Annotated in this window: 13 protein-coding genes; 4 read left to right on the top strand and 9 right to left on the bottom strand. The window is 71.4% G+C overall.

The features are described 5' to 3' along the window. The coding region (locus tag AC5LUJ_RS10785) for a serine/threonine-protein kinase (protein WP_493464864.1) at positions 1–1,303 on the bottom strand (1,303 nt) is incomplete at its 3' end. A gap of 1,561 nt (positions 1,304–2,864) precedes the next feature. On the opposite strand from AC5LUJ_RS10785, the gene AC5LUJ_RS10780 reads away from it, so the two are divergent. Continuing rightward, positions 2,865–4,436 (top strand): GGDEF domain-containing protein, encoded by a 1,572-nt coding sequence (locus AC5LUJ_RS10780; RefSeq protein ID WP_250284423.1) that lies wholly within the window; start codon positions 2,865–2,867, stop codon positions 4,434–4,436. A 295-nt stretch (positions 4,437–4,731) separates the two neighbouring features. Here the strand turns inward: AC5LUJ_RS10780 and AC5LUJ_RS10775 are convergent, their stop codons facing one another. From AC5LUJ_RS10775 to AC5LUJ_RS10740, 8 genes are all read right to left on the bottom strand, one after another. After that, entirely contained in the window at positions 4,732–5,286 is a 555-nt protein-coding gene (locus AC5LUJ_RS10775) for a DUF3618 domain-containing protein (RefSeq protein ID WP_250292825.1), read from the bottom strand. A gap of 153 nt (positions 5,287–5,439) precedes the next feature. Continuing rightward, entirely contained in the window at positions 5,440–6,843 is a 1,404-nt protein-coding gene (gene proS / locus AC5LUJ_RS10770) for a proline--tRNA ligase (RefSeq protein ID WP_250284421.1), read from the bottom strand. Between the two features lie 80 nt (positions 6,844–6,923). Next, positions 6,924–7,208 (bottom strand): hypothetical protein, encoded by a 285-nt coding sequence (locus tag AC5LUJ_RS10765; protein ID WP_250284420.1) that lies wholly within the window; start codon positions 7,206–7,208, stop codon positions 6,924–6,926. 252 nt (positions 7,209–7,460) lie between these two features. Then, positions 7,461–8,468, bottom strand: coding sequence for an HhH-GPD family protein (locus tag AC5LUJ_RS10760; RefSeq protein WP_445548575.1), 1,008 nt, complete (start codon positions 8,466–8,468; stop codon positions 7,461–7,463). Positions 8,469–8,566: 98 nt separating this feature from the next. Continuing rightward, positions 8,567–9,646, bottom strand: coding sequence for a DNA integrity scanning diadenylate cyclase DisA (gene disA, locus AC5LUJ_RS10755; protein ID WP_250284418.1), 1,080 nt, complete (start codon positions 9,644–9,646; stop codon positions 8,567–8,569). A 108-nt stretch (positions 9,647–9,754) separates the two neighbouring features. Next, entirely contained in the window at positions 9,755–11,206 is a 1,452-nt protein-coding gene (radA, locus tag AC5LUJ_RS10750) for a DNA repair protein RadA (RefSeq protein WP_250284417.1), read from the bottom strand. Between the two features lie 210 nt (positions 11,207–11,416). After that, positions 11,417–11,995 (bottom strand): copper chaperone PCu(A)C domain-containing protein, encoded by a 579-nt coding sequence (locus tag AC5LUJ_RS10745; RefSeq protein WP_250285422.1) that lies wholly within the window; start codon positions 11,993–11,995, stop codon positions 11,417–11,419. Between the two features lie 299 nt (positions 11,996–12,294). Further along, positions 12,295–13,179, bottom strand: a complete 885-nt coding sequence (locus tag AC5LUJ_RS10740; RefSeq protein WP_250285423.1) for a hypothetical protein — start codon at positions 13,177–13,179, stop codon at positions 12,295–12,297. 402 nt (positions 13,180–13,581) lie between these two features. Here AC5LUJ_RS10740 and AC5LUJ_RS10735 point away from each other — a divergent pair, with 402 nt between their 5' ends. From AC5LUJ_RS10735 to ispF, 3 genes are all read left to right on the top strand, one after another. Next, complete coding sequence (locus AC5LUJ_RS10735; RefSeq protein WP_006545253.1) at positions 13,582–14,064, top strand: CarD family transcriptional regulator; 483 nt, start codon at positions 13,582–13,584, stop codon at positions 14,062–14,064. Positions 14,065–14,126: 62 nt separating this feature from the next. Further along, positions 14,127–14,810: a 2-C-methyl-D-erythritol 4-phosphate cytidylyltransferase gene (gene ispD, locus AC5LUJ_RS10730; RefSeq protein WP_250292820.1), complete on the top strand. Its 684-nt coding sequence runs from the start codon at positions 14,127–14,129 to the stop codon at positions 14,808–14,810. 271 nt (positions 14,811–15,081) lie between these two features. After that, entirely contained in the window at positions 15,082–15,576 is a 495-nt protein-coding gene (ispF, locus tag AC5LUJ_RS10725) for a 2-C-methyl-D-erythritol 2,4-cyclodiphosphate synthase (RefSeq protein ID WP_250285426.1), read from the top strand. The last annotated feature ends 3 nt before the right edge of the window (positions 15,577–15,579 follow it).

Genomic DNA, 15,579 nt, shown 5'->3' with positions numbered 1-15,579 from the left:
GCTGCTCTGGCTGCGGGGAGGGTGGTGGGGTACCCGCCGGCTGCTCCGCCGACGTCCATGCCACGCTGTCCGGCGGCCTGGTGAGCGCGAGCCCGGCCGCGGCGGGCGGGGCGGACACCCACGGCCTGCTGGCGGCCGGGGGCGTCGCACCGCCGCCCGGGGCAGGCGCACCGGACGGTGTCGCCATCGCGCCGGGCGGGTTCGTGCCGCCGTCAGGGGTGACCCGCATGGCGACGGCCATGACCAGGCCGGTGGTCACACCGAGCGCGATGCCGGCGGCCACGGTGATCAGCGCGAGCTGCCAGCGGCGCAGGGCGCCGGCGGCTGCGGTGCCAGGACGTCCGCCGGCGGGCGCGCCCGGGCGCTTCGCCACGCGCGGGGGCCGCACCCGGTCGGCCGTCCCGGCTCCGGCCCCAGCTCCGGCCATCGGTGGCGGCGGTGGCTGGGGGGCGACCAGGACCCGCCGGGTGACCTGGTCCGCCAGGTCGGCGCTGCCCGGGTAGTTGCGGACGATGCCGGTGACGAGCTCGACAGCGGTGGGCCGTCTGGCCGGATCCCGGTCGAGAGCGCGCCGCAGCAGCGCGGTGAGGCCATCCGGTATGCCGCTGAGGTCCGGTTTCTCCCGCAGCATACGCAGGGCGGACGCGGTGGGTGTGTCCGCCGCGAACAGGTGGCGGCCGGTCGCCGCGAACGCCACGCACATCGCCCAGGAGAAGATGTCGGCCGCGGGGCCGGCCCGTTCGCCACGGAGCTGCTCCGGGGCCATCCAGGCGACCGTCCCGATGATGTGGCCGGTCTGGGTGTGCTCGGTCGTGTCGACGGCGTGGGCGATACCGAAGTCGATGACCTTCGGGCCGTCCCAGGCGAGCAGGATGTTGGACGGTTTGAGGTCGCGGTGCACCAGCCCGGCGGCGTGGATGGCGGCAAGGGCGTCGGCGAGGCTCGCGGCGAGGTCGACGAGCATGGATCCGCTCAGCCGCCCCCGCTCGCCGATGGCTGCCGAGAGGCTCACACCGTCGACGTACTCGGTGGCCATCCACGGGCGTTCCGCGTCGACGTCGGCGTCCCGGACCTCCGCGACGAACCTGCCACGGACGCGACGCGCGGCCGCGACCTCCCGGCGGAACCGCTCCCGGAAGTCCGCGTCACCAGTCAGCTCCGGCCGGACGACCTTCACTGCCATGGGGTGGCCGTCCTCGTCGAAACCGAGGTAAACAGCGCCCATCCCGCCGGCACCCAGTCGTCCCTGGAGCCAGTATCTCCCGATTTTTCGGGGATCAGCGTCGGTCAGCGGCGCCAGCACGCCCGCTCCTCTCCTGCGACTTCCCCACCCTGGGGATCACGCTACCGAGCTGACGGGCATTATGGCTGTGAGCGCATCAACTTTCCCGAGCGGGAACAAAACCGGTCACCACGTTCAAACGTACGATTGATCACATCCTCTCGTCGTTCTCGGACCGGTGCGTGAAATTCGTGTACAGATAAAAGGCTGGCAGGTTGCCGTACCGGTTCCCGGTATCAGGAATCAGCTGGCCCGGTAGAGCCGTGCCCGTCGTGCCGCCGACAGGTCGTGGACGGCACAGCCATGTTTTTCCGGAGCGTTTGCCCCCGGCCGGGCGCGGCCGCTCCGGAAGCCGTTCGGGGAGGTCCACAACGGCCAGCTCCCCGGGGTGCGAGGCAGCGTACGGTGCGGCCGTGCCCGGGTCTGCCCGGGGTCTTCGGGGCCGTCCGGGCAAATACGTCCCGTTTCGTATTCGGAAGCCCGCGGGACTGCCCGCGGCGCCGCTTCCCACTGCCCGTCCCCGTGCTGTGACGTCGTCCGGCGGCGGTGTTTCCGGTCACCTGCCCGGCTGTGACAAAACCGGTCTGTGGCATATGCCGCACCCGGGCCGCCGCCGGCGTCCGTGGCTGCGTGGACAAGCAACGCCCGCTGTCCGGTCCCGAGCTCCATGGCGATGTCCTGCCAGCCTCGCAGGCCGCGTGGCCAGGCTGGTCGCCGGTGCCGGCCACCCCGCCACGGGGGGCCGACGGCGGTGCGTAGCGCACGGATCTCCCGGCTGCCCCTGGTGGCCACGCTGCGGACAGGACGGACCCATACGTCGGTAGAGAAAAGCATTCCTCCATACTGTTTGACTGAACCCGAAGATGGACGAACAAGGCGACGTAAGGGATGTCGGTCACGTGATGCTTTGGGGTACCCGCTGTTGTCCTCCGGCGGGCCGGCCGGCCGGTCGTTCGCCGGCGCGGACCAGCCGTCCGCGCCGAGATGGCGACGCGGCGGAGGAACAGGGTGGAGTACGGCGGCGAAGCCGCTTTGCGTCACGCGTAGTGGCGGTCGCGGCTTCCCAGTGGATCATGAGGAGCGTGATTGTACCGCTTTCGCTCGGGTGGTCCGGAAGCCGGTCCGGCAGGCCCGCTGCTCCGGCTTCCCGGCGGGCCCAAGGTTCCGCGATCATGATTCTGTTGGCCGTGGGCCCGCGGCCCGGAAGGCCTGGAAGCCGCTTCGGCGGAGTCGGCGTCCCGGGCTGCCGGAAGACCTCCGCCGGCTGACGCCGACCGTCACGGGAGCTGTCCGGGAAAGCCGGCCGGGCCGGTTGCCGGGCGTCGTCACCAAGTAATTTGGAGGGCTTTGCCCATCGGAGTACAATTTTTGTGCCGTATAGTCGGTATGAGATTTTCCGCGCCGCCGAACGGGTCCGGGCACTCGTCATGAAGGCTCGTCACGAAAGTCTCGTGATGAAGGCTCGTCACGAAGGCGTCGTCATGAAGGCGGTTTCCAGGATGACACGAACCCTGATATTTCGCCGAGCCGTCCGGACGGGCGGGTTCCGCGGTCGGCCACCCTGCCGCCGGGGGGCGACCTGATGGGGCGGGGACGGGCGGATTCCGGCCAGGCCGTCGGCCGGCCGTGGCTGCTCTACCTGACGGCCGGCGCCGCCCTCGTGATCGGATCCCGGCTGACACCCGTCCGCGATACGGGGCGGATGGCGCTCTACTGCCTGATCGGCGTGTCGTCGGTGGCGGCGTTCTTCGTCGGTGTCGCCCGGTCCGGCCCCGCGCCGCGGCTGCCCTGGCTGCTGCTGGGGGCCGGCCAGGTCGCGTACGTGACCGCCGTCATGGCCCACTGCCTGTTCTACGACGTGCTCGGCGCCACGGCTTTCCGGACCGTCTCCGATGCCTTCTTCCTGCTTCGTTACCCCTTCGCCGTGACGGGCCTGGTGCTGTTCGTCCGGTACCGCGCCCCCGGGCGTGACCTGCCTGGCCTGCTGGACGCCGGAACGCTCGCGATCGCTGTGATCATGCTGGAGTGGGTCTATCTTGTCGGGCCCTATGTCCGCGGCGGCCCCGGCCGGCTGGGTGATGCCGTCCTGTTGCTCGGGCACCCGGCGCTGGATCTCGTCCTGTTCGCGATCGGGCTCAGGCTGCTTCTCGGATCCGGCCGCCAGTCATCGGCCTTCTTCCTTCTCATGGGAAACCTTGTGGCGGTCATGACGGCGGACACGCTGTACGGCCTGCAACGGCTGAACGGCAGCTACCAGCCGGGAAACATCCTGGACGTGCTCTGGCTCGCCGGGGCGCTCGCGCTGGGCGCGGCGGCGCTGCATCCGGCAATGGCCCGTATCGCCGATCCGGCTCCGGCCGGCGACGTCGGCCTGGGCCGATGTCGCCTTGCCGTTCTGTTCGGCGCCGCCCTGGCCGCACCTGCCACAATGCTCACGCAGTACGCCCGCGGGATCACCTACGACATTCCGGTGACCGCCGTGGCATGGACCCTGATGTTCCTGTTGACGATCGCCCGGATGACGGTCCTGCTCTCCGACCAGCGTCGGCTGGCAATCACCGACGGGCTGACCGGCCTGTACACCCGCCGTTTTCTTGAGGCGGAGCTACCGATAGAGCTCGCCCGGGTACGCCGTACCGGCGGCCTGTTGGCTCTCTTCATCATAGACGTCGACCATTTCAAGGCGATCAATGACCATTACGGCCACCCGGCGGGCGACCGGGTGCTCGCCGAGATCAGCGTCCGGCTGCGCGGGACCACCCGCCCGGGTGACGTGCTCGCCCGCTACGGGGGTGAGGAGTTCGCGCTGCTGGCCCCCAACGTCCATCTGGACGAGCTCAGCACGGTCGCCGAACGGATGCGGACCAGGGTGGCCGCCAGCCCTATCACGGTGAATGCCGACACCTCGCTTTCCGCCACCGTGTCGGTGGGCGCCTGCGCCTTTCCCGCGCATGTCTCGGACCAGGCGGAGCTGGTCGGCATGGCGGACCGGGCCCTGTACAAAGCCAAGGCGCTGGGACGGGACCGCACCGTGGTATGGGACGGCGCCACATCGGCCACGGCCCCGTCCGAGGACAGGCCCGGAGACACCCCCGACACCCGGGACACCCGGGAAGCGCGGAGCACGCACGACATCCGCACCACAACCGCCTGAGGCCGTTGGCGCCGGGACCACAGGACCGTGATACCGGTGATACCCGGGAATTCCGGAAACACGGAAACACGGCGGGCCCGGGGACGCGGAGGACGCGGGAGAACCCGGCCGGGCAGGCGGCCGTCGACACGCCTTCGATCTTCTGACCGAAGCGGGTATGCGGCCACCTGCCCGGCCGTTTCGTGCCTGGTCGCGTTCGTGCCTGGTCGCGTTCGTGCCTGGTCGGGTTCGTGCCTGGTCGGGTTCGTGCCTGGTCGGGTTCGTGCCCGGCCGCGCGGTGCCCCGAGGTGAGCTTTTATCCGTACCAGTTCCGATGGCGACGCCACCGCATGACGGTGAGGACGACCGCGCCGGTCACCGCCATACCGGCCGCACCGGCCGCCACGGCCCGGGCGGCACCGGGATTGCCCGCGGCCCGGTCGCGCGTTGTCCGTACCACCTGGCCCGTGGATTCCCGGATTTTTCTGGTGCCCGCGGCGACCCGCGGGTTCTGGCCGGCCCGGTGCACCAGTTCGTCCGCGGTCTGCCCGGCCCGGTACGCGCCGGCCGAAGCCCTGTGCGCCGTCACCGATGCCCGGTGGGCCGTTGTCGACACCTTGGGCCCGAGTTCGCCCGCGTATCCGGCGAGCCGGGTACGGGCGTCGGCCGTGCCGCTGACCACCCGTTCCCGCGCGTGGGTCACGGCGACACGGGCATCCTGCGCGGTTCGTCCCGCCACCCGGCCCGGACTTACCCGTTCCGACAGCAGGCCGAGTTCTTCGGCGAGCCGGGACCGGGTCATTTCGATGTCCGTTCTGATCTTGTCCGGATTCTCGCCCATGAGCCTGCTCCCGTTCTCCTCGATGCTCACGGCCGTGCGTGCGACAGCACGGCAGTTCCCGCTCGGAGCGGAGTCCGCTCGGGCGGGAGCCACGTGTCAGCGTGGCCGTGCCGGCGGTCGGGCGTCACAGGCCCGATCTTGGAAATACCCGGGGACGGCAGGGCTAACCGGCGCGGGGCCCGATCAGTAGGCGCGGGCGACGATGCAGACCAGGCCGGGCTCGTCCGCGCTGTCCGGGAGCGTGCCGTCCGGCCGCTGGATGCAGCGGACGGTCAACGACTCCTCGGCGAGCCTGGCCTCACCGCCGTCACCGACGGCGGCCCACGGCAGGCGGGCGAAGCCCACCGACGCCGCCTCGGCCGCCTCGGCGAGGTCCGCCACGTCGCGGGTGCGGGCGTCACGGGCGGCCAGGGCCGTGTCGTACATGTTCCGCTGGACGTCGTCCAGCAGCGCGGGCACCCGGGCCAGCACGTCGTCGAGCGGTATGTTGATCTTTTCCGAGGTGTCGCGGCGGGCCAGCGTGACGCTGCCGGCGGCAAGGTCGCGCGGGCCGAGTTCGACGCGCACCGGGATGCCCTTGAGCTCGGCGTCGGTGACCCGCCGGCCGAACGACAGGCCGGGCCGGGCATCGAGCTGGACGCGCAGACCGGCGGCCCGCAGCCCCTCGATGATCCGGGAGGCCCGCTCGAGGACCGCCGCGTCGTCCCTCACAGGCAGCGCTACTACCTGGACGGGCGCCAGCCGCGGGGGTATCCGCAGCCCGTTGTCGTCACCATGCGCCATGATCAGACCGCCGATCATGCGGGTCGACGAGCCCCACGACGTCGTCCATGCCAGGTGCCGCTGGCCGTCGGCGCCCAGGAAGCCGATGTCGAAGGCGCGGGCGAAATTCTGCCCGAGCTCGTGGCTGGTCGCCATCTGCAACGCCTTGCCGTCGCCCATCATCGCCTCGAGGGTGAGGGTGTTGATGGCGCCGGCGAAGCGCTCCTTCGCCGTCTTGCGGCCGACGAGGACGGGCAGCGCGAGCACCGAGGTCATGAACTCCCGGTAGACCTCGAGGTGGATGCGGCGGGCGTAGGCGGCAGCGTCCACCTGGTCGACGTGCGCGGTGTGCCCCTCCTGCCAGAGGAACTCGCTGGTGCGCAGGAACAGCCGGGGGCGCAGTTCCCAACGCACCACGTTCGCCCACTGGTTGAGCAGCAGCGGCAGGTCGCGGTAGCTCTGCGTCCACTTCGCCATGTACTCGCCGATCACGGTCTCGCTGGTCGGGCGGACCACCACCGGCTCTTCCAGCTCCTTGCCGCCGCCGTGGGTGACGACCGCGAGCTCCGGGCTGAAGCCCTCGACGTGCTGGGCCTCCCGGCGCAGGTAGCTTTCCGGGATGAACAGCGGGAAGTAGGCGTTGACCGCCCCGGTCGCCTTGATCCGGGCGTCCACGTCGGCCTGCATCCGCTCCCAGATCGCGTAGCCGTACGGTCGGATGACCATGGTTCCCCGGACGGGGCCGTTGTCGGCCAGTTCGGCTTTGGCGAGCACGTCCTGATACCAGCGAGGGAAGTCCTCGCCGCGGGGAGAGAGTATGGCCACCCGCCCACGATATTGCCTGGCTGTCCCGTGCGGCCCACCCGCCCGGAGGCGATGTGGCCTTCCTTCACGGCCCGCACGCCCTACATGGACGGCCTGGCCAGGTCGTCGGGGCCGTCGCCACGGCCCCGGGGAGTCTCCCGGAAGACCAGTGACAGGTCGACGTCGCCGTGGAAGCTCACCAGCGCTGCCTGCGGTGGCACCAGAATCATCGCGGACGTCACGTCGGACGCGGTCGCTCCGGTGGTGAGAACGAGCTCGTGGTCGACCAGTGGGCCGCGCCGTACCGTCACCACCTCGGCGAGCGAGGCCGGCGTCGGGGCGGGCATGCCTCGGGGTTCGGGAACAGGGTCGCCGTAGGTGTCCATGTTCGGGCCTCCTCGATGCGAAGTTAGCAATCCGGCCCGATGTGTTCGCGGCCAACTGTGTGGTCCTTTTTCCGAGCAATTCAAGCCACTTACGAATTACGCTCATCGGTACCATTTACTTCTGGTCGGCCAGTTTGCCGCCGGCTGCTTGCGAAACCTTCCCTTGCTTTATAGCAAATACCGGCGGGATCGCCGGGCCCGGGGCCCCGGGCCATGACCGGCGTCCGTCCGCAAGCAGGTCGGGTGGAGGTCCTACGCGCCGGGCCAGGAGTGTTCGCCGGGCAGGGCGTACACGCCGGGCGCGACCGTGACGGCGAGGCCGTCGTCGAGCAGGCCGCGTAGCGCGCGGCCGCGCTGCACCGGCTCGTCCCACACCGCGTCGAGGGCGTCCTGGGGCACCGGGGTGGGTGACTCGCGCAGCACCGCGAGCAGCTTTCCGCGCACCTGCCGGTCGGTCCCGGCGTAGCTCTGCGCACGCCGGGCCGGACCGGTGGCGGCCGGGCTGCCCGCTCGCTGCCAGGCGCACTCCGGCCGCAGCGGGCAGGCGGCGCAGCGCGGGGTGCGTGCGACGCAGATCAGCGCGCCGAGCTCCATGAACGCGGCACTGGCCCGGGCCGCGGTTTCGGCGTCCGGGGGCAGCAGGGACTCGACCAGCTCCAGATCCCGGCGTGACACCGCGCTCCGCTGGTCGTCGCGGCCTTCGACGGCCCGGCCGACGAGCCGCCGGACGTTGACATCGATCACCGCATGGCGCTGGCGGAAGGCGAACGCGGCGACCGCCCTGGCGGTGTACGTCCCCACCCCCGGCAGCCGCAGCAGATCCTCCAGGTCGTCGGGAACCGAGCCGTGATACTTCTCGGTGATGGCCACCGCGGCCTGGTGCAGCCGCAGCGCCCGGCGCGGGTAGCCCAGGCGTCCCCACATGCGGACGGCCTCGCCGGCCGGCTCCGCGGCGAGCGCGGAGGGGGCCGGCCAGCGGTCCAGCCAGGCCCACCATGCTGGCAGCACCCGGTTCACCGGCGTCTGCTGCAGCATGATCTCGCTGACGAGAACCGCCCAGGGGCCCGCGTCCGGGTGCCGCCAGGGGAGGTCACGGGCATGGGCCGCGTACCAGCCGAGGACGGCATCGGCGAACGTCGGCACGGCCCGCGGGCCGGCCCCGGCGGTTGGAGCGGCCGCGGGATCGCAAGCCACGGCGGCCGAGGCCGCCACCGGGGCCGGGCTGGCCTGATCGGGCGCGGTGGATGCCATCTCCGCCATCCTGGCACGGCTGTCGGCCGGGCGGATCAGGGCCTGCGGCGGCTCCACCCGCGGTGCGGCGGTCGCACGTAGCGTTCCGGTTATACGTAGCGTTCTGGTTACACGTAGCGTTCGAGGATGCTGGATTCGGCGAGACGGGAGAGCCCTTCGCGGACGGCCCGCGCGCGCGCCTCGCCGACGCCCTCGACCGCCTGCAGGTCGTCCACGCCGGCGGCCAGCAGCTTCTGCAGGGTGCTGAAGTGGTCGACGAGCCTGTCCACCACCAGCCGCGGCAGCCGGGGCACCTTGGCCAGCATGCGGTAGCCACGGGGGCTGACCTGGCTGTCGAGCACGTCCGCGCCGCCGGGGAAGCCCAGCGCGCGGGCGAGCACGGTCAGGTCCAGCAGCTCCGTCGACGACATCGCGGACAGCTGCGCCAGCACCTCGGCGGCGGTACCGACCTTGCCACCGGAGGGCAGATAGTCACGGACGGTGAGTTCTCGCTCGGTCTCGACCCCCGCCATCAGCTCCTCGAGCTGGAGGGAGAGCAGCCGGCCGTCGGTTCCCAGTTCGACGACGTAGCCCTCGATCTCGTCGGCGATGCGGCGGACCATCTCCAGGCGCTGGCTGACCGATATCGCGTCACGAACGGTGACCAAATCTTCGATCTCGAGCGCGGAGAGTGTGCCGGCGACCTCGTCCAGCCGCATCTTGTAACGCTCAAGCGTGGCCAGCGCCTGGTTGGCCCGGGACAGGATCGCGGCCGACTCGTCGAGGACGTAACGCCGGCCCGCCACGTACAGCGCGATGATGCGCATCGACTGGCTGACCGAGATCACCGGGTACCCGCTCTGCTTGGCGACCCGTTCGGCGGTGCGGTGCCGGGTGCCGTACTCCTCAGTGAAGATCGTCGGGTCGGGCACCAGGTGGACGGCCGCGCGCACGATCCGCTGGAGATCGGACGACAGGACGATCGCGCCGTCCATCTTCGCCAGTTCCCGCAGCCGGGTGGCGGAGAACTCGACGTCCAGCTCGAAACCGCCCGTGCAGATGCCTTCGACCGCCTTGTCGTGACCAAGTACGATCAGGGCACCGGTGTGGCCGCGCAGGATGCGCTCGAGCCCGTCCCGGAAAGGGGTACCGGGGGCGACAGTGGCCAGTGTCGCCCGGAAGGTGTCATCCCCGGGTGATCCTGCCATCTGGCTCCCTCTGTGTCGGGGTGTCCCGCCCTGGTCATGGTATCGGGCCGGCTGCTTTGCCATGCCGCTCCTGCGTTGTTGTAGCGGTGTTTTCACCGAATGTGCTTTTCATTCGCTCGCGCCGTACATGTGCCGTATCGCCTGGCCCAGGTCGGAAACCTCGATCGTCGTCATGTACTCGGGTGCCGGGCCGGCGTCCGGGGGTACCAGCGCCCGCCGGAAGCCGAGCCTGAAGGCCGCGGTCAGGCGCCGGCGGACCGCGCCCACCGAGCGGACCTCACCGGCCAGGCCGACCTCGCCGACCGCTATCAGGTCCCCGGGGATGGGGCGGTCCTCGACACTGCTGATCGTGGCCAGCGCGATCGCCAGGTCGGCGGCCGGCTCGGCGAGCCGGACACCGCCGACGGTCGCCGCGTAGACGTCCGACTTCCCCAGCTGGACGCGGCCACGGCGTTCCACGACGGCGAGGATCATCGCGACCCGCGCCGAGTCCAGCCCGGAGACCGCCCGGCGCGGCACGGCCGCGGCCGAGCTCGCCACCAGCGCCTGCACCTCGGCCACCAGCGGCCGGCGGCCCTCGACCGTGACCGTCACGCAGGTACCCGCCACACCGTCCATCGGCCCGCCGTCGTGCCAGCGGGACAGGAACAGCCCGCTGGGGTCGGCGACCCCGCGGATGCCGCCGTCGCCCATCTCGAAACAGCCGACCTCGTCGGACGGGCCGAAACGGTTCTTGCTCGCCCGGACCAGGCGCAGGGACGAGTGGCGCTCGCCCTCGAAGTGCAGGACGACGTCCACGAGGTGCTCGAGCAGGCGAGGCCCGGCAACGGTGCCGTCCTTGGTCACGTGGCCGACGATGACGGTGGCCATGTCCAGCGCCTTCGCCGCCCGGATCAGCGCCGCGGTCACCTCACGGACCTGGGTGACCCCGCCGGCGGCGCCTTCCGCCGCGGCGGTGGTGATGGTCTGTACCGAGTCGACGACCAGCAGTTCAGGGCGAACTTCGTCGACGTGGGTGAGAAGGGCTTCCAGGTCGGTCTCGGCGGCTATCCACAGCTCCGGGTGCACCGCCCCGGTGCGGCCCGCCCGCAGCCGCACCTGCGCGGCCGACTCCTCACCGGTGACCACCAGCGCCCGCGCGCCGGAGGTGGCGCTACGGGCGGCGACCTCAAGCAGCAGCGTGGACTTGCCCACACCCGGCTCCCCGGCCAGCAGGACGACCGCCCCGGGCACGAACCCGCCGCCGAGCACCCGGTCGAGCTCGGTGACGCCGGTCGGACGGCTGCGGGCCGTGGTGATGTCGACATCCGGCATCGGGCGCGCGGGCGCCGTGACCACCGCGGCGGGCCGCGCCGCCAGGCCGCGGCCGCTGACCCGGTGGGCCGTGCGGGCGGGGGGAACCTGTGCCTCGACCGTCCCCCACGCCTGGCAGCGCGGACAGCGACCGGTCCACTTGACGGCCTCCGCACCGCATCCGCTGCACCGGAAGCCGCCCGAGGCGATACGGGAGCCGGCAGGGCCTGGGGTGCTCGGTCGGGGAACGGGAGGCCGAGAGGACATGGCCCGCACCGTATAGGCATGCTCCGACAACTACTACGGGGCGGTGGATAATCGACATTGTCAGCTGGACGACAACGATTATGTTGATCTGTCCCAACGGATCATAATGATCGCTTTTGCCTGGTCGCGGAGCGGAGCCGGCGGACGCTGTCCGGCCTTGACGCCGGCCCGGCGCGGCTCCACGGTAACGAGGCCGTCCAGGCCGCCCGGTCAGTGCGCCCGGTCGGCGGAGGCCACGGCGCGCGGCGCGGGCGTCGTGCCGCCCTGCGCGGGCGGGGTCGTCACCGCGGCCGTCGGCTGCGCGGACGCCCCGGGAGCGGCCGGCTCCACCGGGACGTTCAGGGTGACGCTGCCGGCCTTGGCGAACGTGAACGTGACCGGGACCGCCTGCCCGACGAGCAGTTCGCGGTTAAGCCCCGTCAGGGTCGGAGCGCTGCCGTTGGCGATGTAGATGACGCCGCCGCCGGGCTTCAGGACCGCCGACGCGGGTGCTACGCCACCGTTGGCCGCGTCGGAACTGACCTGGATGATCTGGTCCTCCTGGGTCCCCCCGTTGAAGAAGGCCGAAACCACCTGGGCGTCCGCGCCCCTGGCCGCCGGCCCGGCCACGTAGACGTTGCGCAGCGAGATGGTGCCGACGGCGCCGGAGACCGTGTTCGTGGTCGTGCGCGCCTGTGACGTCAGCGCGTCGCTGCCGGCCGCGCAGGCGGAGAGCGCGGCCGTGCCGGTCAGCGATGTGGCGGCCACCAGCAAGGCGGTCGCGGTACGCACGCGCGGGCGGTGGCTCACGAGTCGGCTGCTCCTCGGTGCGGAGCCGACGGTCGTCACGTCGGTCTCGGTTGACCCCGTCGCCGGACCGGCGGACGGGGCGGGCACGGTCCCAACCCCAGGACGCACATTCGCACAGAACTCGCATACGTGCAGAGTTCGACCGCGGACCACATGTTAGTGCAGGTCCTCCGGTGGCGCGGTGAACCAGCCGCGGGACGCCGCCGCGCGGCGGGCGCGACCGGGCCGGGCCGGGATGAGCCGCGGGCCGGACGGGCCAGACGGGCCAGGGCCAGACGGGCCAGAGTGGTGAGGGAGGCCTATCGGCCCGGCAACGCCCCCAGCCATCCCTCCAGGCGGTCACCGACGGTGAAGGTGCGTGGCGGGTGCACCAGGCGGCCATCCATGGCGACGAGCAGCAGGGTCGGCTGCCGGGGATCGGCCCGGTACAGCCGGGACAGGGAGGCGCCCGGGTCGTTGTAGCCGACGGCGAGCCCCGCGGCCGCGTCCGGCTGGCGGACGAGCCGCTCCAGCGAGGGGTCGTCGGTCCACGGCGCCACGAGGTAGGTCGGTATCGGCCGGCCCTCCCGGGTCTGGCTCACGATCTCGTGGATGGCCCGCGGGCACTCGCACGCCACCGGCAGCAGCACGATCAGCGCCGGTCGCAGGTCGGTGGCGGGACGGGAGGTGCGGGCGGTACTGAGCGGGACGTCGGGCAGCAGCCCACCGACCGCGCCCGGCAGCACGCTCGTGGACGCGAGCGGGACCGCGCCCCGCGGCGCGAGCGGCCGCGGATGCGCGAGGACGAGCGGCACCATCGCGCCCAGCGCTGCGAGGACGATGACGATCAGCGCGACGACGGCTCCGGAGGTGTGGCGGGACCGCCCGGCCGGCGCCTCCCGCTGGGCACGTCGGTCGAGCCGCTCGAGCAGGTCGGGCCGGTGACGCCGGCCGCGCCGGGCGCGCAGGCGCCGCAGGCCCGGGACCAGCCGGTCGACGCGCTCCCGCCGCCGTCGCGACCGCAGCTCGGCCTGGTAGGTGGCCACCTCGGCGTCGAGTTCGCTCAGATCGTCGGGGATCCGGACGTCGACCGGGGGAAGCTCATCCCAGCGCTGATACGGAAGATGAGCATGCTGGTCGTCCTCGTGGCGGGGACCGTTTCCGTCGTCCCCGGAGGCGGGTGGCGGCGGCGGTGTGACGTGCACCCCTCCATCGTGGCTGATGGACGGCCCATGTGCCGGGTGGTATAGGAAGCTGGTGCCGTGTCAACAGGGCGGACGCCGGTGGGCCGGGCGTCGTCCAGGGGAGCCTCCTCGCGAGGCGGCGTCATCCGCGGTGGCGCGGCCGTTCTCCCGCGATCACGATGTTGGTCACAGTGTCGATCAGGGCGTTACGGGGTAGCGGGAAGCACAGCAACAACATCCGGGCGAGCTGCCCATGCTGGTGGCCATTGCCTGTTTCGCCTGGTCCGGAGCGTTGCCGGGGCGCTCTGGACGCGTCACCGGGACGTCCGGTCGGGCCGTCGCCAACCTGTTCCACAAGCACGCGTCTGACCTGCGTCGATGCACGCGTGTTACCCTGGTGAAGGCGGAAGGGGCACTTGACACATGGCGTTCCAAGTCGGCGAGACCGTTGTTTACCCACATCACGGTGCTGCTCTCATAGACGCGATTGAAACACGCGTCATCAAGGGCGAGGAAAAGCTCTATCTCGTGCTCAAGGTCGCTCAGGGTGACCTCACTGTGCGCGTCCCCGCAGACAACGTCGGGATGGTCGGTGTCCGTGATGTGGTCGGCCAGGACGGCCTTGAGCGGGTGTTCGAGGTCCTGCGGGCCCCGCACACCGAGGAGCCGACCAACTGGTCGCGGCGTTACAAGGCGAATCTCGAGAAGCTCGCCTCGGGTGACGTGAACAAGGTCGCCGAGGTCGTTCGTGATCTCTGGCGTCGTGATCGCGAAAGGGGGCTGTCCGCTGGTGAGAAGCGCATGCTGAGCAAGGCGCGTCAGATTCTGGTCAGCGAGCTGGCGTTGGCCGAGGGCACCAACGAGGACAAAGCCGAGGCGATGCTCGACGAGGTGCTGGCGGGTTAGTCGCGGCGGCGGATACTCCGGATAGCCAACGCGTCCGAATCCATTTGACGCTTTTTATGCATATGTCTGATCGTGTAGCCGCGGTCGTGCCGGCAGCCGGCCGCGGCGAACGTCTTGGTGGAGCCGTACCCAAGGCGCTTCGTTCGTTGGCCGGCCGTTCCCTCGTCCAGCACGCGGTCGAGTCACTGACCTCCGCGGCCCTGGTCGACCAGGTGGTCGTCGCAGCTCCGGCCGCGGAGCTGGACGTGTTCGAGGCACTGCTCGGGCCCGGCGTGCGGGTGATCGCTGGTGGCGCCGAACGGATCGACTCCGTGCGGGCCGCCATCGCGGTACTCGACGAGACGGTGGGGGTCGTCCTCGTGCACGACGCGGCCCGTCCGCTGACGCCACCGGCGCTTGTCGACGCGGTCGCGTCAGCGGTCCTGGCCGGAGCGCCCGCGGTCATCCCGGTGCTCGCGGTCAACGACACCATCAAGCAGATCGACGAGACCGGCCGGGTCGTGCGGACGGTGCCGCGCGACGTCCTGCGCGCGGTACAGACCCCACAGGGATTCCGCCGGGACGTGCTGGACGACGCCTACCGGCTCAGCGCGACGCTGCCTCCCGATATGGCGATCACTGATGACGCGGGGCTGGTCGAGGCGCTCGGCGTGGCCGTGACGACCGTTCCTGGCTCCCAGGAGGCGTTCAAGGTGACCAGGCCCGCCGACCTGATTCTCGCCGAGGCACTGCTCGCGCACCGTTAGGCCGATGTTCGGTCGTGTGTTCGGTCGTGCGGCCGTCCGGGCGCTGTCCGCGCGAGCGAACACCAGCCAGACAGGTCCTGGCGCGGTGACTATCTGCCCGCGCCGGGTCCCTGGCGACGCGGTGGTCGTTGCGCTGCCGCTGCCGGCGGAACGCGAGCGCCGCTGGAACGGTGTTCAGGCCGCGGACCCTCTGGTCCGTCTGACGGCCGGCTCCTTCTCCCTGAGCCCCCTTGAGCGATGTGCTCCTTGAGTGACGTGTGAGTGGTGACGTGTGAGTGAGGTGAGGGATCTGTCCGGACTGCCCCGGGTCGGGCTCGGTGTCGACGTCCACCCGTTCGCGGAGGGCCGCCCCTGCTGGGTGGCCGGCATTCTCTGGCCCGGCGAGACCGGGCTCGACGGTCATTCAGATGGTGACGTCGCCGCGCACGCGTCCTGTGACGCACTGCTGACCGCGTCCGGGCTTGGAGATCTTGGCTCGGTCTTCGGTACCGGCCGGCCGGAATGGGCCGGCGCGGCCGGAGTGGCCCTGCTGGGTGAGACGGCGAGGCTGTTGGCCGAGGCGGGCTGGACGATCGGCAACGTCGCCGTGCAGATCGTGGGCAACCGGCCGCGCCTGGCCGGCCGGCGGGTGGAGGCGCAGGAGGTCCTGACGGCGGCGGTGGGCGCGCCGGTGAGCGTGTCCGCGACCACCACCGACGGCCTCGGGCTGACCGGCCGGGGCGAAGGGCTCGCGGCGATCGCCACCGCCCTCGTCGTCCGCGTCTGAACA

It is taken from the genome of Protofrankia sp. CiP1_Cm_nod3, from assembly GCF_982290655.1.
The sequence above is the reverse complement of the archived record's forward strand: the minus strand, read 5'-3'. Positions and strand labels throughout refer to the sequence as shown.